This is a genomic window from Micromonospora sp. NPDC049049, assembly GCF_040649115.1.
Classification (GTDB): Bacteria; Actinomycetota; Actinomycetes; order Mycobacteriales; family Micromonosporaceae; genus Micromonospora.
This window is the reverse complement of record NZ_JBEZEX010000002.1, coordinates 1-18,981: the sequence shown is the minus strand read 5'-3', so window position 1 is coordinate 18,981 and position 18,981 is coordinate 1. Positions and strand designations below refer to the sequence as shown.

17 protein-coding genes are annotated in these 18,981 nt (G+C 72.5%); 11 read left to right on the top strand and 6 right to left on the bottom strand.

Annotated elements, in window-relative coordinates; translation table 11 throughout:
* The first annotated feature begins 87 nt into the window (after window positions 1-87).
* The 5 genes from AB0B68_RS02465 (at window position 88) to AB0B68_RS02445 (ending at window position 4,726) form a co-directional block, all read left to right on the top strand.
* Window positions 88-840 carry an NUDIX domain-containing protein gene (locus tag AB0B68_RS02465; RefSeq protein ID WP_357203718.1) on the top strand — a complete coding sequence of 251 codons (753 nt, stop codon included), beginning with the start codon at window positions 88-90 and terminating at the stop codon, window positions 838-840.
* The gene (locus AB0B68_RS02460) at window positions 837-1,805 is read left to right on the top strand and encodes a serine/threonine protein kinase (RefSeq protein WP_357257533.1); all 969 of its coding nucleotides are present in this window, start codon (window positions 837-839) and stop codon (window positions 1,803-1,805) included. The genes AB0B68_RS02465 and AB0B68_RS02460 overlap by 4 nt, the downstream gene beginning before the upstream one ends.
* Before the next feature lie 9 nt (window positions 1,806-1,814).
* Window positions 1,815-2,774, top strand: coding sequence for a hypothetical protein (locus AB0B68_RS02455; protein WP_357203722.1), 960 nt, complete (start codon window positions 1,815-1,817; stop codon window positions 2,772-2,774).
* Window positions 2,771-4,033: an adenylosuccinate synthetase gene (locus AB0B68_RS02450; RefSeq protein WP_357257531.1), complete on the top strand. Its 1,263-nt coding sequence runs from the start codon at window positions 2,771-2,773 to the stop codon at window positions 4,031-4,033. Before AB0B68_RS02455 ends, AB0B68_RS02450 begins: the two co-directional genes overlap by 4 nt.
* Before the next feature lie 72 nt (window positions 4,034-4,105).
* Window positions 4,106-4,726, top strand: a complete 621-nt coding sequence (locus AB0B68_RS02445) for a DedA family protein (protein WP_357198313.1) — start codon at window positions 4,106-4,108, stop codon at window positions 4,724-4,726.
* 12 nt (window positions 4,727-4,738) lie between these two features.
* Here the strand turns inward: AB0B68_RS02445 and AB0B68_RS02440 are convergent, their stop codons facing one another.
* Together AB0B68_RS02440 and AB0B68_RS02435 are read right to left on the bottom strand one after the other, a co-directional pair.
* Window positions 4,739-5,380, bottom strand: coding sequence for a response regulator transcription factor (locus tag AB0B68_RS02440; protein WP_357198310.1), 642 nt, complete (start codon window positions 5,378-5,380; stop codon window positions 4,739-4,741).
* Window positions 5,377-6,528: a histidine kinase gene (locus tag AB0B68_RS02435; protein WP_357198307.1), complete on the bottom strand. Its 1,152-nt coding sequence runs from the start codon at window positions 6,526-6,528 to the stop codon at window positions 5,377-5,379. The genes AB0B68_RS02440 and AB0B68_RS02435 overlap by 4 nt, the downstream gene beginning before the upstream one ends.
* 166 nt (window positions 6,529-6,694) lie before the next feature.
* On the opposite strand from AB0B68_RS02435, the gene AB0B68_RS02430 reads away from it, so the two are divergent.
* On the top strand, window positions 6,695-7,363 hold the full coding sequence (locus tag AB0B68_RS02430) for a DedA family protein (protein ID WP_357257747.1): 669 nt from the start codon (window positions 6,695-6,697) through the stop codon (window positions 7,361-7,363).
* Here the strand turns inward: AB0B68_RS02430 and AB0B68_RS02425 are convergent.
* Window positions 7,338-7,976: a TetR/AcrR family transcriptional regulator gene (locus AB0B68_RS02425; protein WP_355004694.1), complete on the bottom strand. Its 639-nt coding sequence runs from the start codon at window positions 7,974-7,976 to the stop codon at window positions 7,338-7,340. The two genes, AB0B68_RS02430 and AB0B68_RS02425, sit on opposite strands and share 26 nt — an antisense overlap.
* Window positions 7,977-8,043: 67 nt before the next feature.
* Here AB0B68_RS02425 and AB0B68_RS02420 point away from each other — a divergent pair, with 67 nt between their 5' ends.
* From AB0B68_RS02420 to AB0B68_RS02410, 3 genes are all read left to right on the top strand, one after another.
* A complete protein-coding gene (locus AB0B68_RS02420; protein WP_357198303.1) occupies window positions 8,044-8,496 on the top strand; it encodes an SCP2 sterol-binding domain-containing protein in 453 nt (150 codons plus the stop codon).
* 1 nt (window position 8,497) lies between these two features.
* Window positions 8,498-9,712, top strand: a complete 1,215-nt coding sequence (locus tag AB0B68_RS02415; RefSeq protein ID WP_355004692.1) for an acyl-CoA dehydrogenase family protein — start codon at window positions 8,498-8,500, stop codon at window positions 9,710-9,712.
* A gap of 193 nt (window positions 9,713-9,905) precedes the next feature.
* Window positions 9,906-11,468: an AMP-binding protein gene (locus AB0B68_RS02410; protein WP_357198298.1), complete on the top strand. Its 1,563-nt coding sequence runs from the start codon at window positions 9,906-9,908 to the stop codon at window positions 11,466-11,468.
* Between the two features lie 52 nt (window positions 11,469-11,520).
* On the opposite strand, the gene purD is transcribed toward AB0B68_RS02410, so the two are convergent.
* From purD to AB0B68_RS02395, 3 genes are all read right to left on the bottom strand, one after another.
* Window positions 11,521-12,771, bottom strand: coding sequence for a phosphoribosylamine--glycine ligase (gene purD / locus AB0B68_RS02405; protein WP_357198295.1), 1,251 nt, complete (start codon window positions 12,769-12,771; stop codon window positions 11,521-11,523).
* An 83-nt stretch (window positions 12,772-12,854) separates the two neighbouring features.
* Complete coding sequence (locus AB0B68_RS02400) at window positions 12,855-13,790, bottom strand: type IV toxin-antitoxin system AbiEi family antitoxin domain-containing protein (protein ID WP_357257528.1); 936 nt, start codon at window positions 13,788-13,790, stop codon at window positions 12,855-12,857.
* A 166-nt stretch (window positions 13,791-13,956) separates the two neighbouring features.
* Window positions 13,957-15,246 (bottom strand): adenylosuccinate synthase, encoded by a 1,290-nt coding sequence (locus AB0B68_RS02395; protein ID WP_355004689.1) that lies wholly within the window; start codon window positions 15,244-15,246, stop codon window positions 13,957-13,959.
* A 127-nt stretch (window positions 15,247-15,373) separates the two neighbouring features.
* On the opposite strand from AB0B68_RS02395, the gene AB0B68_RS02390 reads away from it, so the two are divergent.
* Both AB0B68_RS02390 and AB0B68_RS02385 read left to right on the top strand, forming a co-directional pair.
* Entirely contained in the window at window positions 15,374-16,453 is a 1,080-nt protein-coding gene (locus AB0B68_RS02390; RefSeq protein WP_357257526.1) for a diacylglycerol kinase family protein, read from the top strand.
* Between the two features lie 89 nt (window positions 16,454-16,542).
* On the top strand, window positions 16,543-18,879 hold the full coding sequence (locus AB0B68_RS02385; RefSeq protein WP_357257524.1) for a chromosome partitioning protein: 2,337 nt from the start codon (window positions 16,543-16,545) through the stop codon (window positions 18,877-18,879).
* The last annotated feature ends 102 nt before the right edge of the window (window positions 18,880-18,981 follow it).

The following is an 18,981-nucleotide window of genomic DNA, read 5'->3' as shown; positions in this document are numbered from 1 at the left end:
CGCTGATTTGCCTCTGCGCTTGGCAGGCGCGCACTTCTGCGCTAAGTTGTTCTCAGAGCGAGATGTTCTCAAAGTGAGAGAGACGTGATGAACGAGCAGGACTTCCTGGCCGCGTACGACCCCCGGGCCTATCCGTCGGTCGCCGTGACCGTCGACGTGGTGGCGCTGACCATCCGCGACGGCGCACTGCACCTGCTGCTGATCCGGCGCGGCGAGGCACCCTTCGCCGGGCACTGGGCGCTGCCCGGGGGCTTCGTCCGCCCCGACGAGGACCTGACCACTGGCGCCGGACGGGAACTGGCCGAGGAGACCGGGCTCGGCGGCGAGGAGCTGCTCCGCGTACACCTGGAGCAGTTGGGCAGCTACGGCGCTCCCGACCGCGACCCGCGCATGCGGGTCGTCTCGATCGCCCACCTCGCGTTCGCCCCCGACCTGCCGGACCCGGCCGCCGGCAGCGACGCCGACGAGGCGATCTGGCTGCCGGTGACCGCGTTGACCAGCCGGCAGCTCGCCTTCGACCACGGCCGGATCATCGACGACGCGTTGGAACGGGCCCGCTCCAAGTTGGAGTACACCCCGCTCGCCACCCGCTTCCTCGCCGCCGAGTTCACGATCAGCGAACTGCGCGCCGTCTACGAGACGGTCTGGGGGCACCCGCTGCACGCCGGCAACTTCCACCGCAAGGTGCTCTCCGTGCCGGGCTTCGTGGAGAGCACCGGCGCCAGCACCGAGCGCGGTGGTGCCCGGGGCGGCCCGCGCGCCCGCCTCTACCGGGCCGGCGACGCCCGCCTGCTGCACCCGGCGCTGCTGCGCCCCGCCCGCGAGGAGACGGTGCGGTGAGGGCCACCGAGGCAATCCACCTGGTCGCGGCCGCCCGCACCGACGCGGACCTGTTCGGCGCCGACCAGCCGGCCCGCCGCTACCGCGAGCTGGTCGCGGCCCTGCACCCCGACCGCCTGCCGACAGACCCCGGGGTACGCGCCGAAGCCACCGACGCGTTCATCCACGTCACCACCCGGTGGCGGGCCCGGCAGACCACAGTCCTCGGCGACTACCGGCTCGGCGCGCCGGCCCACTCGGGTGACCTCGCCGACCTCTACGACGTCGGCGACGACCGGCTGCTGAAGCTCCCCCGACGGCCCACCGACAACGACCTGATGGCCCGCGAGGCGCACGCCCTGCGCACCATCGCCGAGCGCGGCGACCCGCGCTACCTGCCGTACGTGCCCCGGCTGGTCGACGAGTTCCGGCACCGCGACGCCAGCACCGGCGCGGAACGGCGGATCAACGTGCTCGCCACCGCACCCGGCCTGCACGACCTCGACGAGGTGCGGCGCGCGTACCCCGACGGGCTGGACGCCCGGGACGTCGCCTGGATGTGGCGGCGACTGGTGGTCGTGCTCGGCCTGGCCCACCGCGCGGGCGTGGTGCACGGCGCGGTAGTGCCCCGACACGTGCTGATCGAGCCGGACGCCCACGGCGTGGTGCTGATCGACTGGTGCTTCTCCGCGGCTGTCGGCAGCACCATCCCGGCGCTGGTCCCCGGCCACGGCTGGGACCCGGAGGAAGTCCTCAACAAGCAGCCGTGCGGGCCGGGCACCGACATCGCGATGGCCAGCCACTGCATGAGCTGGCTGATGGGCCCGCGCGCGCCCCGCGAGCTGCACACCTTCGCGCAGGGCTGCCGGCAACGGTCCCTGGGCGCCCGGCCCGACGACGCCTGGCGCCTGCTGCGCGAACTCGACCAGGTGCTGGACCGGCTCTACGGGCCACGCACCTTCCGACCCTTCACCCTCACCCCCTAAGGAGCTGTCATGGGCAGTGGAATCTGGTCCACCGACGTGTACGACGCAGCCGACCGCTACCGCCGGTCGACCGGCAGGAGCGCCTTCTCCTACAGCGACAGTGGGGCGCGCACCGTGCACCCCGCGCTCGACCCCAGGGACGCGACCCGCGAGAGCCGCGACTCCGCCGAGCACCCCCGGTCGACCCCCGTCGCGGTGCTCTTCGACGTGACCGGCTCGATGCGCACGGTGCCGCGGGTCCTGCAGACCAAGCTGCCGCAACTGCTCGGGCTGCTGCAACGGCAGGGCTACGCCAGCGACCCGCAGATCATGTTCGGTGCCATCGGCGACGCCACCTGCGACCGGGTGCCGTTGCAGGTGGGCCAGTTCGAGTCGGACAACCGGATGGACGACGACCTCGGCCGGATCGTGCTGGAGGGCGGTGGCGGCGGACAGATGAGCGAGTCGTACGAGCTGGCCATGTACTTCATGGCCCGGCACACGGTCACCGACAACTGGGAGAAGCGCGGCCGGCGCGGCTACCTGTTCATCATCGGCGACGAGCTGGCGTACCAGCGGGTGAAGGCCCGGGAGGTGGCCGGCCTGATCGGGGACGACCTCTCCGAGGACGTGCCGCTGCGGCAGGTCGTCGACGAGGTGACCCGCCGCTGGGACACCTACTACCTGCTCCCCACCGGCAGCCACTACTCCGGCAACGCCACGGTGCTCGACTTCTGGCGGGACCTGCTCGGGCAGAACGCCGTCGTGCTCGACGACCTCGACGCGGTCTGCGAGACCATCGCGCTCACCATCGGCGTCGGCGAGCAGGCCATCGACCTGGACGAGGGCCTGCGTGACCTGGACCGCGCCGGCTCCAGCGCCACCGGGACCGTGTCGAAGGCGCTGGCCCGCCTCGGTCGGGGACGGCGGGCCGAGGTGTCGACGCTGCCGACGTTCACCGACACGGCCAGCGGGGTGACCCGGCTGTGAACCACGTGGCGGTGGTCGACCTCGGCTACGGCGACGCCGGCAAGGGCACCGTTGTGGACTGGCTCTGCGCCACCCGTCCCGTGCACACGGTGGTCCGCTTCAACGGGGGCGCGCAGGCGGCACACAACGTCGTGCTGCGCGACGGGCGGCACCACACGTTCGCGCAGTTCGGCGCCGGCACCTTCCATCCCGGTGTGCGTACGCACCTGTCCCGGCACGTGGTGGTGGACCCGCTGGCGATGGCCGCCGAGGCCGACCACCTCGCCACTGTCGGGGTGCCCGACGCGCTCGACCGGCTGACCGTCGACGGGGACGCGCTGCTCGCCACCCCGTACCACCGGGCCGCCAACCGGGCCCGCGAGATCGCCCGGGGAGCCGACCGGCACGGCTCCTGCGGGCTGGGGGTGGGCGAGGCCGTCGCGTACGGTCTCGCCCACCCCGACGACGCGCCCCGGGTCGCCGACTGCCACCACCCGGCACTGCTGCGCCGCAGGCTGACCATCCTGCGGGATCGACTGACCGCCGAGCTGGGCCCGTTGGACGCGCCACCGATCGAGGACTGCCTGCCCGCGTACACGGGGTTCGCCGACCGGGTCGCCATCGTCGACAGCAGTTGGCTCGCCGGCGCGCTGCGCACCGGGACCTGCGTGTTCGAGGGCGCGCAGGGGGTGCTGCTCGACGAGTGGCACGGCTTCCACCCGTACACCACCTGGAGCACCACGACGTTCGCCAACGTCGACAGCCTGCTCGCCGAGGCGGGCCGACCCGGCGAGGTGACCCGGATCGGGGTGCTCCGCGTCGTCACCACCCGGCACGGGCACGGCCCGCTGGTGACCGAGGACCCCAGCCTGCCGTTCGCCGACGCGCACAACGCCACGAACCCGTGGCAGGGCCGGTTCCGGTTCGGCCACTTCGACGCGGTCGCCCACCAGTACGCCCTCGCCGCGGCCGGCGGCGTCGACGGCCTGGCCCTGACCCACCTCGACCTGACCGGCCCCGACCTGCGGATCTGCCGCCGCTACGACACCACCGACCGGCTCACCCCGGGCCCGCCCGGTGACCTGGACCGGCAGGCCGCGCTCACCGCCCGCCTGCTGCGCTCCCGCCCGGTGTACGACGACCCACCGGCGGACTGGGCCGAGGCGGTACGCGCGGAGTTGGGCACACCGGTGGTGCTGACCTCGCACGGCCCCACCGCCGACGACAAGATCCAGTGCGGCCCACTGCTGGCCCCACCGGCCCTGGTCCGCGCCAACTGACAACTCGGGGCCGAGGGCCTGTGATCCGGCGACTCGCCCACCGGGCAGGTCGCGCCCGGCAAGCATGGGGGAATGGACGCCCTCCTCGACCTCCTCCGTGGGACGGTCACGTCGCCGTGGGTCTACCTGGTGATTCTCGGGCTCACCGCGGTCGACGCGTTCTTCCCCGCGGTGCCGGGCGAGGCGGCGGTGATCACCGCCGGGGTGCTCTCGGCGAGCGGCGGGCACCCCAGCCTGACCCTGGTGATCGTCAGCGCCGCCGTGGGCGCGCTGGTCGGCGACCACATCTCGTACGCCATCGGAAAGGGCGGAGGTGCCCGCCGGCTGGCCGGCCTGCCCGACGGCAGCCGCCGGCGGGCCAGCTCCGAATGGGCCCGGCGGGCGGTGGACCGACGCGGCGGGATGATCCTGACCACCAGCCGGTACGTGCCGGGCGGGCGGACCGCCGTCACACTCACCATGGGCGCGGTGGGCTATCCCCGCCGGTCATTCCTGCTGTACGACAGCATCGCGGCGATCACCTGGGCGCTGTACTGCGGGCTGCTCGGCTACTTCGGCGGGCTGGCCTTCGAACGTGACCCGGTGAAGGGCGTGCTGGTCGGGGTGGGGCTCTCGGTGGTGGTCACGTTCGGGCTGGAGGGGATCCGCTGGTTGCGCCGTCGAGCACACCGTCGCGCCGCCGCGCGACGGTGACGGACGCACCCGTCACAGCAGGTCGGCGTCGTACACCAGGATGGCCAGCTGCACCCGGTTGCCCGCGTGGAGTTTCGCGAGCGCCCGGCTGACGTGTGCCTTGACGGTGGCCTCGCTCATCGTGAGCCGCCGGGCGATCTCCGCGTTGCCGTGTCCGCGCGCCACCTCCCGGACGATCACCAGCTCCCGCTCGGTCAGCGGTGCGAGCCGCTCACGGGCCGCGTCCCGGCGGGCCGGACCACGCTCGGCGAACGAGCTGATCAGGCGCCGGGTCACCGTCGGGGCGAGCATCGCGTTCCCGGCGGCCACCGTGCGGACGGCGGCGGCCAACTCGCGGGGCGGGGTGTCCTTCAGCAGGAAGCCGACCGCGCCGGCCCGTAGCGCGCGGTGCACGTACTCGTCGAGGTCGAAGGTGGTCAGCATGATCACCTTCGGGCCGGCGGCGACCACGTCGGGCGCCACGGTCAGCCCGTCGACGCCCGGCATCCGCACGTCGAGCAGCACCACGTCGGGGCGTAACCGCTGGGCCTGCTCCAGCGCGCCGGCGCCGTCCGCTGCCTCACCGACGACAGTGATGTCCTCGGCCGCCTCAAGGATCAGCCGCAGCCCGGCCCGAACCAACTGCTCGTCGTCGACCACCACGACCCGGATCACGCCGCACCCACCAGCGGGATCAGGGCCCGGACCAGGAAGCCGCCGTCCACGGGAGCTGCCTCCAACCGGCCGCCGAGCAGCTCCACCCGCTCGCGCAGCCCGAGCAGCCCCTGCCCGGCACCCGGCAACGCCGACCCGCTCTCGGACGGGCCGTTTCGGACCAGCACCTCCAGCCCGTCGGGCAGGTAGCGCAGGCAGACGGTCGTCTCGGCGTCGGCCGCGTGCTTGCGAACGTTGGTCAGCGCCTCACGGACCACCCGGTACGCGGTACGCCCCAGCGTCGCCGGAAGTGCAGTCGGCACGCCCTCGTCCTGCCGGGACACCCGCAGCCCGGCGGCACGGGACTCCCCGATCAACTCGTCCAACGTGTCGAGCCCCCGCTCCGGTGTCACGGCCGGGTCGGCCTGGCGCAGCACACCGAGCACCTCGCGCAGGTCGGTGAGCGCCTGCCGGCCGGTCGTCCGGATCAGCGCGGCGGCCTCGACGGTGGCCGGGTCCGCGGCGGTCACCTCCAGCGCCCCCGCGTGCACCACCATCAACGAGACCCGGTGTGCCACCACGTCGTGCATCTCCCGGGCGATCCGGGTCCGCTCCTCGGCACGGACCCGGTCGGCGCGGGCCTCCTGCTCGCGTTCCAGCCGCTCGGCCCGGTCCCGCAGAGCGGCGAGCGTGTCCTGACGGGCCCGCACCCAGAGACCGAAGATCAACGGAAGCCCCACCAGGCCGGCGGCGAGCAGCAGCACGTTGCCGGTGCTGGCGGTGGTGATCCGGCGTACGCCACCCACCGCCAGCCCGACCAGCACCCCGCCGGTCAGCACCCCCGCCGCACCGGCGAGGTACCCGGCGAGTTGGCGACCTCGCAACCGCAGACCCGCCTGGTACGAGGCCAGCACCCCGGCCGCCGCCGCGGCGAGCACCAACCAGCCGACCGCCGCGGCCAGGAACAACGGCCAGCGGCGGGTCCGGACCGTGCCGGCGGCCCACGCCGAGCCCAGTGCGATCAGCAGCACGACCAGGCTCGGCAGCGGCGAGCGGACCCCGATGTCACCGGTCGCGCTGGCCCACACGGCTGCGGCGACCAGGACGGCGAGCAGCGGCGGGGCGTACCGATGGACGACCCGCCGGAGGGCGACGGCGCTGGAGGCCACGCAGCGAGCCTAGGGCCCAGCCGACGCATCCGGCCGCCCCGCAGCGTCGTACCCGGGTGAGGTGGGGATGACCCCGATGCACAGTCCGGGCCGGCCGCTACCTAAGTAGTGCCGCCCACCTGACCACTGGCCGATGTCGGGAGCCGCCGCCCCGACCAGCATCAGGATCATGAATCTGCTCGACCTGCTGCACGACACGATGTCCTCGCCCTGGGTGTACCTGGCGATCTTCGCGATCGCGGTGCTCGACGGCTTCTTCCCGGTGGTGCCGAGCGAGACGGCGGTGATCACCGCAGGGGTGTTCGCGGCCTCCGGAGCGCCGTACCTGCCGGCGGTGATCCTGGTGGCCGCAGCCGGGGCGCTGGTCGGGGACCACGTCTCGTACGCCATCGGGCGGGGTGGCGGCACCCGGCTGCTCGACCGGCTGCCGCCCGACGGCCGACGCCGGGCCACCATCGACCGGGCCCGTCGGGGGATCGCCACCCGGGGCGGCTTGATCCTCACCGTGGCCCGCTACATCCCGGGCGGCCGGACCGCTGTCACCCTCACCATGGGTGCGGTGCGCTATCCCCGGCGACGGTTCCTGGCCTTCGACGCGCTGGCCGCCAGCTCGTGGGGGCTCTACTCCGCGCTGGTCGGATACGTCGGAGGGCTCGCCTTCGAGCAGGACCCGCTGCGTGGTCTCCTGCTCGGTCTGGGCCTCGCCCTGACGGTGACGGTGGTCGTCGAGGTGGTCCGTTGGCTCCGCAACCGCCGCCGTACGGCGCGGGCCGGCGAGCCGGGCACCGACGCTCTTCCCGCCGGGGCCGTCAGACGGCCGGCGGACGCCAGGTGACGCCGTGCAGCAGTTGGGCGGCGCCGAGCCAGGCCACGTTCATCATCCGGGTGGCCGTCTTCTCCGGGTCGGCGTCCGGGTGGTCCGCGAGCCAGTCGGCCAACGACTCGGTCGCGCCGACCAGGGCGTACGCGACGACCTCCAGGTCGATGGCGGCGATCTCGCGGCCCTCGGCGCGCAGCGCGTGGTCGAGCATTCCGGCGACCACCTCGACCAGCCGGGCCCGCATGGTGGCCAACTCGCCGGCGAACGGCTGTTCGCCCCGGGCCTGCCGGTAGAGCACCGCCCAGCCGTCCCGGTACGCGCCGACGAAGCCGAAGAACGCCCTCAGCCCGCGCCAGAGCCGCTCGTCGGCCGGCAGGTCGGGGGCCGCCGCCCCGGCGATGGCCTGCATCATCCGGGTGCCTTCCCGGTGCAGGCAGGCGACGAAGAGCTCCTCCTTGGTGCCGAGGTACGCGTACACCATGGGTTTGGAGATGCCGGCGTCCTCGGCGATCTCGTCCATGCTGGCGGCGTGGAAGCCACGTCGGGAGAAGACCTTGACGGCCGCGTCGAGCATCTGCTGCTCGCGGACGGCGCGAGGCAGGCGCTTGAAGGCGGGGACGCTGGACACCTTGCGAGCATACCTACTCGTGCGTAGGGTTACGCGCGAGTAGCCAATCTTCCGGAAGGCGCACCTGATGACTGACTTCGACCCGGCCACCTTCGCCAACGTGGGCCCCAAGGAGTTCGCCCAGCTGGTCAAGTCCACCCCGGACGACAAGATCGCCCAGGTGATGTCCGGCGACATGCGCGACAAGGTCCTGGGCGAGGTGTTCGGCCGGATGCCGTCGCTGTTCCGCGCGGACCGGGCCGGCTCCACCAACGCGGTCATCCACTGGATCATCACCGGTCGCCCCGACGGCGGCAGCGACACCTACGAGGTGGTCATCGCCGACGGCACCTGCGTCGTGAACTCGACCCCGCAGCACGACCCGAAGCTCAGCCTCACCATGGGCCCGGTCGAGTTCCTGAAGATCGTCTCCGGTGGTGCCAACCCGGTGATGATGTTCATGACCGGCAAGTTGAAGGCGAAGGGCGACCTCGGCCTCGCCGCCAACATCGCCAACCTGTTCGACATCCCCAAGGCCTGACATGGCTGAGTTCTCGCTCGACCTGAACGAGGAACAGCGGGATCTACGCGACTGGGTGCACGGCTTCGCCGCCGAGGTCGTGCGCCCGGCCGCCGCCGAGTGGGACGAACGCGAGGACACCCCGTGGCCGGTGATCCAGGAAGCCGCCAAGGTCGGCCTCTACGGCTTCGAGTTCCTCGCCACCTGCTGGGCCGACCCGACCGGGCTCTCCCTTCCGATCGCCAGCGAGGAACTCTTCTGGGGTGACGCCGGCATCGGTATGAGCATCTTCGGCACCTCGCTCGCCGTCGCCGCCATCTACGGCGCCGGCACCCCGGACCAGATGGTCGAGTGGGTGCCGCAGTGCTTCGGCGACGTCGACTCGCCGACCGTCGCCGCCTTCTGCACCAGCGAGCCGGAAGCCGGCTCCGACGTCGGCGCGATGCGCACCCGGGCCGTCTACGACGAGGCCACCGACGAGTGGGTGCTCACCGGCCAGAAGGCGTACGCCACGAACGGCGGCATCGCCGGAGTGCACGTGGTCACCGCCTCCGTCGACCCCGCGCTCGGCTCCCGGGGTCAGGCGGCGTTCGTCGTACCGCCCGGCACCCCCGGCCTGGCCGCCACCCGCAAGCTGCGCAAACTCGGCCTCCGCGCGTCACACACCGCCGACGTCTTCCTCGACGGGGTACGCGTACCCGGCCGCTGTCTCCTCGGCGGACGAGACGCCCTGCTGCAACGCCTCGACCGTGCCCGCTCCGGTCAGCGGTCCACCGGGCAGGCAGCGATGCGCACGTTCGAGCTGTCCCGACCCACAGTCGGCGCCCAGGCGCTCGGCGTGGCCCGGGCCGCCTACGAATACTCCCTCGACTACGCGAAGGACCGCGTCCAGTTCGGGCGCCCGATCATCGAGAACCAGGCGGTCGCGTTCGCGTTGGCCGACATGCGGATGGAGATCGACGCCGCGCGGCTGCTGGTCTGGCGGGCCTCGTGGATGGGCCGCAACAACCGCCCGTTCACAGCGGGCGAAGGATCGATGTCCAAGCTCAAGGCCGGCGAGGTGGCCGTGTCGGTCACCGAGAAGGCAGTGCAACTACTCGGCGGAGCCGGCTTCCTGCGTGACCACCCGGTCGAGCGCTGGTACCGGGACGCCAAGATCTACACCATCTTCGAGGGCACCTCGGAAATCCAACGACTGGTCATCTCCCGGGCGATCTCCGGGATGCAGATCCGCTGACCGCCGTCGGCCCAGCCCTTCCTCGAGGGGCGGGCCGACGGCGGCCCGGACTCCACGATCTGTGCCGTCTTTGTCACCCCACGCCGACGCGAACTGGGCCTTCAGCCGCGCCCAGTGCATGATCAAGGAAAGAAGCCCTGATGGAGGGGCGGGCCGACGCCCGTCCGCGCACCACCCCGAGGAGGTCTGCGGCATGGACCTGCCGTTCGTCGTCACCACGCTGACCCGTCGCGGGCTGCTCACCCCCGGCAGCCCGATCCGGGTCGCGTCGCAGCTCAACGCGTTGCGCACGTGGGGGTGGAGCCTGGCAGGCGAGCTACGCCAGGCAGCCGCCCGGGACCCGGGCCGGCCCGCCGTCATCGACGAGGACGGCGTCGAGCTGACCTACCACGACCTGCTCGACCGGGCCGAACGGATGGCCCGCTCGATGCGGGCCGGGCTCGGCGTACAGGCCGGCGACCGGATCGGCGTGCTCTGCCGCAACCACAGCGGACTGATCGAGACGATCGTCGCCGCCACCCTGCTCGGCGTCGACGCGGTACTGGTCAACACCGGGCTCAGCGCCGCCCAGCTGGGCACCGTCGCCGAGGAGCAGCGACTGCGGCTCCTCGTGCACGACGACGAGTTCGCCGATCGGGTCCTCGGCCTCCCCGCCGAGCTGCACCGGCTAGACGAACGCGCCCGCGAGGAACTCGTGGCCGGGGCACTGCCCGGTGACCTGCAACCACCCGAGCGCGACGGCCGGATCATCGTCCTCACCTCCGGCACCACCGGCACACCCAAGGGCGCCCGGCGGCCGACACCCAGCGGCTTCGGCCCACTGGTGTCCATCATCGACCGCATCCCCCTGCACGCCCGGAACCGGGTGATGATCGCCGCACCGATCTTCCACACCTGGGGATTCGCCGCCCTCCAGGTCTGCCTGGCACTACGGGCCACCATCGTGCTGCACCGCCGCTTCGACCCGTCCGCCACGCTCGCCGCCCTGACCACGCACCGCTGCGACGCGCTCTTCGCCGTACCGGTGATGGTGCAACGGCTGCTGGAGGTGCCCCCGCCGGACCCGCGCCCCCAGCTCACTGTCGTCGCAGTCAGCGGCTCCGCCCTGCCCGGCGGACTGGCCCCGAAGTTCATGGACGTCTACGGAGACGTCCTCTACAACCTCTACGGGTCCACCGAGGTCTCCTGGGCCTCCATCGCCGGCCCGCAGGACCTGCGTCAGGCACCCACCACCGCTGGTCGTCCCCCGCACGGCACCCGACTGGAACTGCTCGACGACGACGGCCAACCCGTACCGGACGGACGGGTCGGGCGGATCTTCGTCGGCAACGAGATGCTCTTCGAGGGCTACACCTCAGGTGCCAGCCGGGAAACCCACGACGGGCTGCTCGACACCGGCGACCTCGGCCGGCTCAACGCCGACGGGCTGCTCTTCGTCGACGGCCGGGCCGACGACATGATCGTCTCTGGCGGCGAGAACGTCTTCCCGTCCGAGGTGGAGGACCTGCTCGCGCAACTGCCACAGGTCCGCGAGGCGGCAGTGATCGGCGTGCCCGACCCCGAGTACGGCCAGCGCCTCTCCGCGTTCCTCGCCCTGCACCCCGGCGAGACCCTCGACCCCGAGGCGGTCCGCGAGTACGTCCGGCACTTCCTCGCCCGGTTCAGCGTCCCCCGGGACGTGATCCTCGTGAAGTACCTACCCCGCAACGCCACCGGCAAGGTGCTCACCCGAGAGCTGCGCCGCTACTACGGCTGACGGCGGCGCTGCCGACGGTTGCCTGGATGTCACTGCCGGGGGTTGCCCGAGTTCAGCCGGGAATCGTGATCCGATCCTCGATCGCGGCGGTGGCGATGTCGGTGCGGTGCTGCGACCCGGCCAGCTCCACGCCGTCCACCAGCGCGTACGCGGCGTCCCGCGCGGCTGCCAGATCGGCGCCGGTGGCCGTACCGCAGAGGACCCGGCCGCCGGCGGAGAGCAACGCGCCGTCGCTGGCCCGGCGGGCGGTGCCCGCGTGGATGATGCCCGGTCGGTCCGCACCGGTGATCACGTCGCCGGTACGCGGCGCTGCCGGATAACCCGCCGAGGCGAGCACCACCGTCACGGCGCTGCCGTCCCGCCACCGCAGCGGCGGGTGCTCAGCCAACGAGCCGGTGGCCGCCGCGTGCAGCAGCCCGCCCAGCGGAGTCTCCAGCAGCGCGAGCACCACCTGGGTCTCCGGGTCGCCGAAGCGCGCATTGAACTCGATCACCCGAGGGCCGGCGGCGGTGATCGCGAGCCCGACGTACAGCAGGCCGGAGAACGGGGTGCCCCGGCGACGCATCTCCGCGAGCGTCGGGTGGACCACATCGCGCATCACGTCGTCGACCAGACCGGACGGCGCCCAGGCCAGCGGCGCGTACGCCCCCATGCCACCGGTGTTCGGCCCGGTGTCGCCGTCGCCGAGCCGCTTGAAGTCCTGTGCCGGCACCAACGGCAGCGCCGCCTCGCCGTCGGTGACCACGAAGAGGCTGACCTCCGGGCCGTCGAGGAACTCCTCGACCACGACACGTCCGCATTCGTTGGCGTGCGCCAACGCGGCGGCCCGGTCGTCGGTCACCACCACGCCCTTGCCGGCGGCCAGCCCGTCGTCCTTCACCACGTACGGCGCGCCGAACTCGTCAAGCGCCCGGGCGGTGCTCTCCTCGTCCGCGCAGACGTACGCGCGGGCGGTCGGCACGCCGGCGGCGGTCATCACGTCCTTGGCGAACGCCTTGGAGCCCTCCAGTTGCGCGGCCGCACCGGATGGACCGAACACGGCGATGCCCTTGGCGCGTACCGCATCGGCGACCCCGGCGACCAGCGGAGCCTCGGGCCCGACCACCACCAGGTCAGCCGCAACATCCACGGCCAACGCCGCCACCGCGGCCGGATCTGTCGCAGTGACCGCTCGCAGCTCAGCCACGCCCGCGATCCCCGGATTACCCGGCGCCGCGACAACCGCAGAAACCTGCGGATCCGCCACCAACCCGAGCGCAAGCGCGTGCTCGCGCCCGCCACCACCCACCAAGAGAACCCGCACGCCCGAGATCCTACTGTCCCCCCTTACCCCACCGTTGATCATGAAGTTATTGCCCTCCACCGCGGCGTGTCGTGGCAACAACTTCATGATCGACGGTGTCGGGCAGCGGCGATTGCCTGGCGGACCGTGTGCGGGATGTAGGTGGGGTGGAGGGTGTCCTGCCAGGTGAATCGGAGGACGGTCCAGCCGGCGTTGACGAGACGGTTCTGGCGACGGCGATCGGCGTAGACGGCCTCCGGGGCACCGTGAGGACCGCGGCCGTCGGCCTCGGCGATGACGCGAGGGCCACGCCAGCCGAGATCCCCGATCCCCAACAGGTAGCCGTCCTCATCGCGTACCTCAAGTTGCAGTGCGTCCGGTGGCACTTTCCCGTCCACGCAGCGCAGCCGGGTCCGCGTCTCCAACGGGGACTGCGCACGCCCATCGACCTCGCTGAGGTAGCCACGCGCCACGACCGCACCGCGTCGTCCTCGAACGAGGCGCGGAATGGCGAGCAGATCATCGGTGGTTACGAGCCGACGATTCAGTGCCGAATCCAGCACACTCACCGCCGAAAGACGATCAACCCGAAGGCTCACGTCGGCAAGGGTCCGCAGCGGTTCCGTGGCGGTGATTCCGTTCACCCGGACAAGTTGGTCGGGCTGAATGACCAACTGATGGACCACCACCTCCGGGTGGGCAAGCCGGGCCGGCCTGGCGATCGGGCCTGGCACCGACAGGTCGATCACGTCGGTGGCCCGCAGACCGGCCAGCCCGTGCAGCTCCGCAGCCGTTGCGAGCACAGCGGCTGCGGCTGGCCCGAAGGAGGCCATCGCAGCTCTGATCCGCGCCGCTCGAGGAACGCCGTCGTACCGGTCAGCGTCCACCAGGTAGGCGCCACGCGCCACGACCCGCCAGCGTCCAGCCCGACAAAGCCGCTGCACCTCATGCGTCGTCAGGCCAGCCGCACGTGCCTGCCTGAGCGTTACAACTCCGTCCCGCACGGCCGCAACCTGCCGCACCACATCCAAGGCATCCACCCGGCCACCCTGGCCCAACCCGAAACCCGAAACATCCCCCTGTGGACAACCCCTCCACCCCTGTGGATAACCAGGCTCTCAGAACTGGTTGATCATGAAGTTATTGCCTCGACACGCCGACGGCGATGGCAATAACTTCATGATCAACACGAAGGTGAGGGTGGGGTTAGGGGAGGAGGGGGTGGAGGACCACGTTTTCTTCTCGGCCTGGGCCTACGCCTACGACGCTCACCCTCGTGTTGCAGAGTTCTTCGACCCTCGCGATGTAGCGGCGGGCGTTCTCCGGGAGGTCGTCGATGGTGCGTGCCTTGGTGATGTCCTCCCACCAGCCATCGAGTTCCTCGAAGACGGGCTTTGCGTGGTGGAAGTCCGTCTGGCTCATCGGCATGTCGTCGACCCGGACGCCATTGATCTCGTAGCCGACGCAGATCGGCACCTTGGGCAGGCCGGTGAGCACGTCCAGCTTGGTGATGACCAGGTCGGTGACGCCGTTGAGGCGGCAGGCGTACCGGGCGACGACCGCGTCGAACCAGCCGCACCGGCGCTCCCGCCCGGTGGTGGTGCCGTACTCAGCGCCGATCTTGCGCAGGTGGTCGCCGTTGGCGTCGAACAGCTCGGTCGGGAACGGCCCGGCACCCACCCGGGTGGTGTACGCCTTGCTCACCGCGATGACCTTGTTGATCGCGGTCGGCGGGATGCCCGCGCCCACGCAGGCGCCACCGGCGGTCGGGTTGGACGAGGTCACGAAGGGGTAGGTGCCGTGGTCCATGTCGAGCATGGTGGCCTGGGCGCCTTCCAGCAGCACCGTCTCGCCCCGGTCCAGGGCGTCCCAGAGCATCGCCCGGGTCTCCGCGATGTACGGCTTGAGCCGCTCCGCGTACGCCAGGTACTCCTCGACTGTCGCGTCGACGTCGATCGCCTTGCGGTTGTAGACCTTGAAGAGGATCTGGTTCTTCTCGCGCAGCGCGAGTTCCAGTTTCTTGCGCAGGATGCCCGGGTCGAGCAGGTCCTGGAGGCGGATGCCGATCCGGGCGACCTTGTCGCCGTACGCCGGGCCGATGCCGCGGCCGGTGGTGCCGATCCGGGACGAGCCGAGGTAGCGCTCGATGACCCGGTCCAGCGCCCGGTGGTGCGGCATGATCAGGTGAGCGTCACCGGAGATCCGCAGGCGGGACACGTCGACGCCGCGCTCCGCCAGGCCGTCGATCTCGGCGAGCAGCACCTTCGGGTCGACCACCACACCGTTGCCGATGACGATCATCGCGTTCGGTGAGAGCGCGCCGGACGGCATCAGGTGCAGCGCGTACTTCTGGCCGTCCGGGGTGATCACCGTGTGCCCGGCGTTGTTGCCGCCGGAGTAGCGCACGACGTAGTCGACCCGCTCACCCAGCAGGTCGGTAACCTTGCCCTTGCCCTCGTCGCCCCACTGAGCGCCGATGAGCACGATCGCTGGCATCTTTTCCGCCTCCAGAAGGCTCGGGTGCCAGGTGGCGACCGCTCGGCGAGCCCGGGGTGTCAGGTTAACAAGTAGTGACGGCGTGGCCGGCAGGGGTCGCGTCGAGAGGCAGCAGGAGGCTCCTTCCGTGTACGACGTGGTGCTGCTCACCCTTGGTTCGGAGCGGGACGCTCCCGGGGGCTGCGGCAGCGGCGGGGCCTGCTGCGGCGGCGCGACCGGGGCCGACACCGGCCCGACGAGCCAGGCCGCCACCGGCAGCGGCCAGACCGACACCGGGCAGGTGAACGCCGACCAGGCCGGCAGCGGCCAGACCGACACCGGGCAGTGCGCGACGGAGCGGCCGCGGGTGCCCGTGCTGGCGTGCGCCGACGCGCTGAACGCCCGGGGCGCCCGGGTGGAGACGGTCACCGCCCGCTCCGACGCCGAGATCGACGCGGTGCTGGCCCGGTTCGACGGCCCAGCCCGCCCGGACGGCCTCACCTGGCCGGACCCGGACAGCAAGACCCGGCTGGTCATCGCCACGGCGAGCGACGGGCAGTTGCGCGCCGTGCTGCGCCGGCTGGTCAAGCGGTACGCCCCGGCGCCGAGCAAGCGCCCGGCGGACCTGCCCGGCAACCGGACCCTGCCCGACCTGCCGCCGGTGGCCGTACTCCCGCTCGACCCGGCCCGTGGCGGCACCCACCGGGACCTGGCCGCGCAGCTCGGGCTGCCCCGTGACCCGGCGGCGGTGGCCGCTGCGGTGCTGGACGGCACGCCGCGCCGGTTGGATCTGCTCCGCAACGACGGTGGCTCGGTGACCCTGGACGGCGCGCTCCTCGGCGCAGCCGACGACGCCGGCCGGCCGCTGCACTGGCGCGCCCGGGTGGAGGTCGACGACACCATCCTCACCGACGGTTCGGAACCGCTGCTGGCCTGCGCGGTGGGGAACGCCGGCGGGTACGCGACGCTCAACGACGTGACGCTGCTGACCGCACCGGACCCGGCCGACGGCCAGGTCGAGGTCGCGGTGGCCGTGCCGGTGGTCGTCCGCTCGGCGTGGGGGCGCAAGCGGGTACGCCTCGAAGTTCGGCGGGCCCGTGGGCGGGCGGTGTCGGTGCTGCCCAGGGAGGGCAGGGTGCCGTACCTCGACGATGGCGTCGAGAGCGAGCTGACCCGTAAGCGTTCCTGGTGGGTCGAGCCGGGCGCCTGGGCGGTCTGGTCGATCTGACCTCGGCCCCGACCGCCCGACCTGCCTGAGCCGATCGGCCCTGTTGGGCGATTGGGCCTATCCTCGCAGGAGGACTGGGGAGGGCCGTAATGGACGAGAACGCCGACCGGGCGCAGGTGCCCGGCCAGCAGCCGGTGCCGGAGCGGGACGTCGAACCACTCTGGCCGCCAGATCCGGGCGACCGGGGCGCGGTGCCGCCGTGGGCTGCTGTCGCCGAGCAGCGGGGTGGGCCGTCGCCGGTCACACATCCGGTCACGCCACCGGTGGCCGCGCCGCCGATCGGGCGACCGCCGGTTCCCGGCCAGCCCGGCGCTGCGACCCAGTCGCCGCCCTCGCCGTCGGACTACCCGTCGCTCTCCGGCGCCGTACCGGCGCCTGGGGGGTGGGGGGCCAGCGGCCCGTCCGGTGTCGGGTCTGGTTGGGCGCCGGCGCAGCCAAGTTGGCCGCCGCCGACGGACCCGGCCGCTGCGCCACCACAGGCAGACCCGGCCGCTCCGCCAGCGACCGCTGCCCGGCCGACGCCGCCGACAACCGGCCCCGGGGGCAACGGCGGGCCAGCCGGCCCCGGCGTCCCGGCTGCCGCCGCGACACCGAGCACCACCGCCGTGCCGGTCACCCCGGGCGGCGTCGACCTGAACCTGCCGTTCACCCTGGATAACCCGACCGCCGCCGCCGACCGCCCCGCCGCATCGGCACCCGCCGACCGCTCCACCTCGGCCGCCGCCACCGGCTCGCCCATTCCGGCGGCCACCGCGTCCGCTGCCAGCCCGAACGCCACCGACAGCCCGCGTGCCGCCGACAGCCCGACGGCCGCCGGCCCCGCGCCGGCAGACCCCTCGGCCGCAGCCTTCGCGGCGGCCAGGTCGGCACCACAGCCTGGTGTGCCCATGCCCCAGGCTGGCGGGCCGGCACCACAGACTGCCGGGCCGACACCGCAGCCCGACGGGGCCGCGCCGCAGGCTGGTGGGCCGGCGCCACAGCCCGGCCCGGCGCAACAGGCCGGCGGGGCCGGTGCGGACGGGTCCCCTGACGGGCCGGTGCGGCCGATTGCCGAGTCGCCGTGGGCGTACCCGCCGCAACGCCCGGCTGGAACAACCGCGCCCGCCCCGGACGAGGCCGGCGCGACACCTCCGGTTCCGCCTCCGCCTCCGGTCGTTCCGCACGCCGGTCCCGCGCAGGCACACCCAGGGCAGCCGTTCATCCCCGGCCAGGTCGGCCCGGCGCAGATTCCGCCACCGCCCGACGTGACGCAGTTCAGCAACCCACCGCACGGCCTTGCCGCACCGCAGCACGCTCCTGGGCAGGCTGGGCCGGCGACCCCACCGCCCGGGCCGTTCCCACCCTCGCCGGGCTGGCACCCACCGCCCTGGCAGCAGGGCTCGCCTGGCGGCACGCCCGGGCAGCCGTACCAGGAGGCCGACGGGGTGACCCGTGTCCCGGCCCCCGCGTATCCGGACGCGACCGCGTACCCGGACGCGAGCTGGACACCGGACACCACAGCCGCACCGACCGCCGAGGATTTCGCCCGACGCCGCCAGGTTCGACCCGCCGATCCGGTGGCGACCATGGGTGTACGCGCGGTGGTCAACAAGATGGGCCTGCTCCGGCTCTCTCCGGGGCGGCACGAGCAGGAGCTCAAGCGGGACATCGAGATGGTGCGCCGCAACTTCGGCGGTCTGCGGCAGGTGACCGTCGTCAACCCGAAGGGCGGCGCCGGTAAGACGGTGGCCATCCTGCTGCTCGCGATGACGTTCGGTCAGAAGCGCGGCGGCTACGTGCTGGCCTGGGACAACAACGAGACCCAGGGCACGCTCGGGATGCGCGCCCAACAGGACTTCCACTCCCGCACGGTGCGGGACATGCTGCGTGACCTCGGGCAGTTCCAGGGTGCGCACGGGCGGGTCGGGGACCTGTCGCAGTACGTCCGCTCGCAGGGCGAGGGGATGTTCGACGTCCTGGCCTCGGACGAGTCGGCCACCGGCGGCGAGATGTTGACGGCTGCCGCGTTCGCCGAGATTCGAGAGGTGGTCAGCCGGTTCTACAAGTTGATCTTCGTGGACACCGGGAACAACGTCCGGGCGCAGAACTGGCAGGCGTCGATGGACGCCACCGACCAGTTGGTGGTCACCATGTCGGCCCGTAACGACTCCGCCGAGACCGCCGCCCGGATGCTCGACCACCTGGAGCAGAGCGGCCGGCAACGGCTGGTGCGCCAGGCCGTGACGGTGGTGTCGATGCCACCGTCCCGCAAGGAGATCGACCTGCCGGCCATCCAGGAGCACTTCGCGGCCCGCACCCGGGCGGTGCTGCTGGCCCCGTACGAGCGGCTCATCGACAGCGGCGAGCCGATCCGGTACGGCGGGCTCTCCTCGGCCACCCGGGACGCCTGGCTGAAGATCGCCGCAGCGGTCGCCGAAGGGCTGTGACCCGCCGACGGCCGGCCCGGTCTCGGGCCGTAGCCAGGTCGGCAGGACGTGACGCTACAGCGGATCATCATCCACGTGACCTGCGACCTCGCCCGCCACGCC

Excerpts from the sequence above, each read along its gene's own strand:
- AB0B68_RS02415 (WP_355004692.1), top strand. The coding sequence starts at position 8,498 with ATGGCTGAGTTCTCGCTCGACCTGAACGAGGAACAGCGGGATCTACGC.
- AB0B68_RS02385 (WP_357257524.1), top strand. The coding sequence starts at position 16,543 with ATGGACGAGAACGCCGACCGGGCGCAGGTGCCCGGCCAGCAGCCGGTG.
- AB0B68_RS02455 (WP_357203722.1), top strand. The coding sequence starts at position 1,815 with ATGGGCAGTGGAATCTGGTCCACCGACGTGTACGACGCAGCCGACCGC.
- AB0B68_RS02445 (WP_357198313.1), top strand. The coding sequence starts at position 4,106 with ATGGACGCCCTCCTCGACCTCCTCCGTGGGACGGTCACGTCGCCGTGG.
- AB0B68_RS02420 (WP_357198303.1), top strand. The coding sequence starts at position 8,044 with ATGACTGACTTCGACCCGGCCACCTTCGCCAACGTGGGCCCCAAGGAG.
- AB0B68_RS02395 (WP_355004689.1), bottom strand. The coding sequence starts at position 15,246 with ATGCCAGCGATCGTGCTCATCGGCGCTCAGTGGGGCGACGAGGGCAAG.
- AB0B68_RS02410 (WP_357198298.1), top strand. The coding sequence starts at position 9,906 with ATGGACCTGCCGTTCGTCGTCACCACGCTGACCCGTCGCGGGCTGCTC.
- AB0B68_RS02465 (WP_357203718.1), top strand. The coding sequence starts at position 88 with ATGAACGAGCAGGACTTCCTGGCCGCGTACGACCCCCGGGCCTATCCG.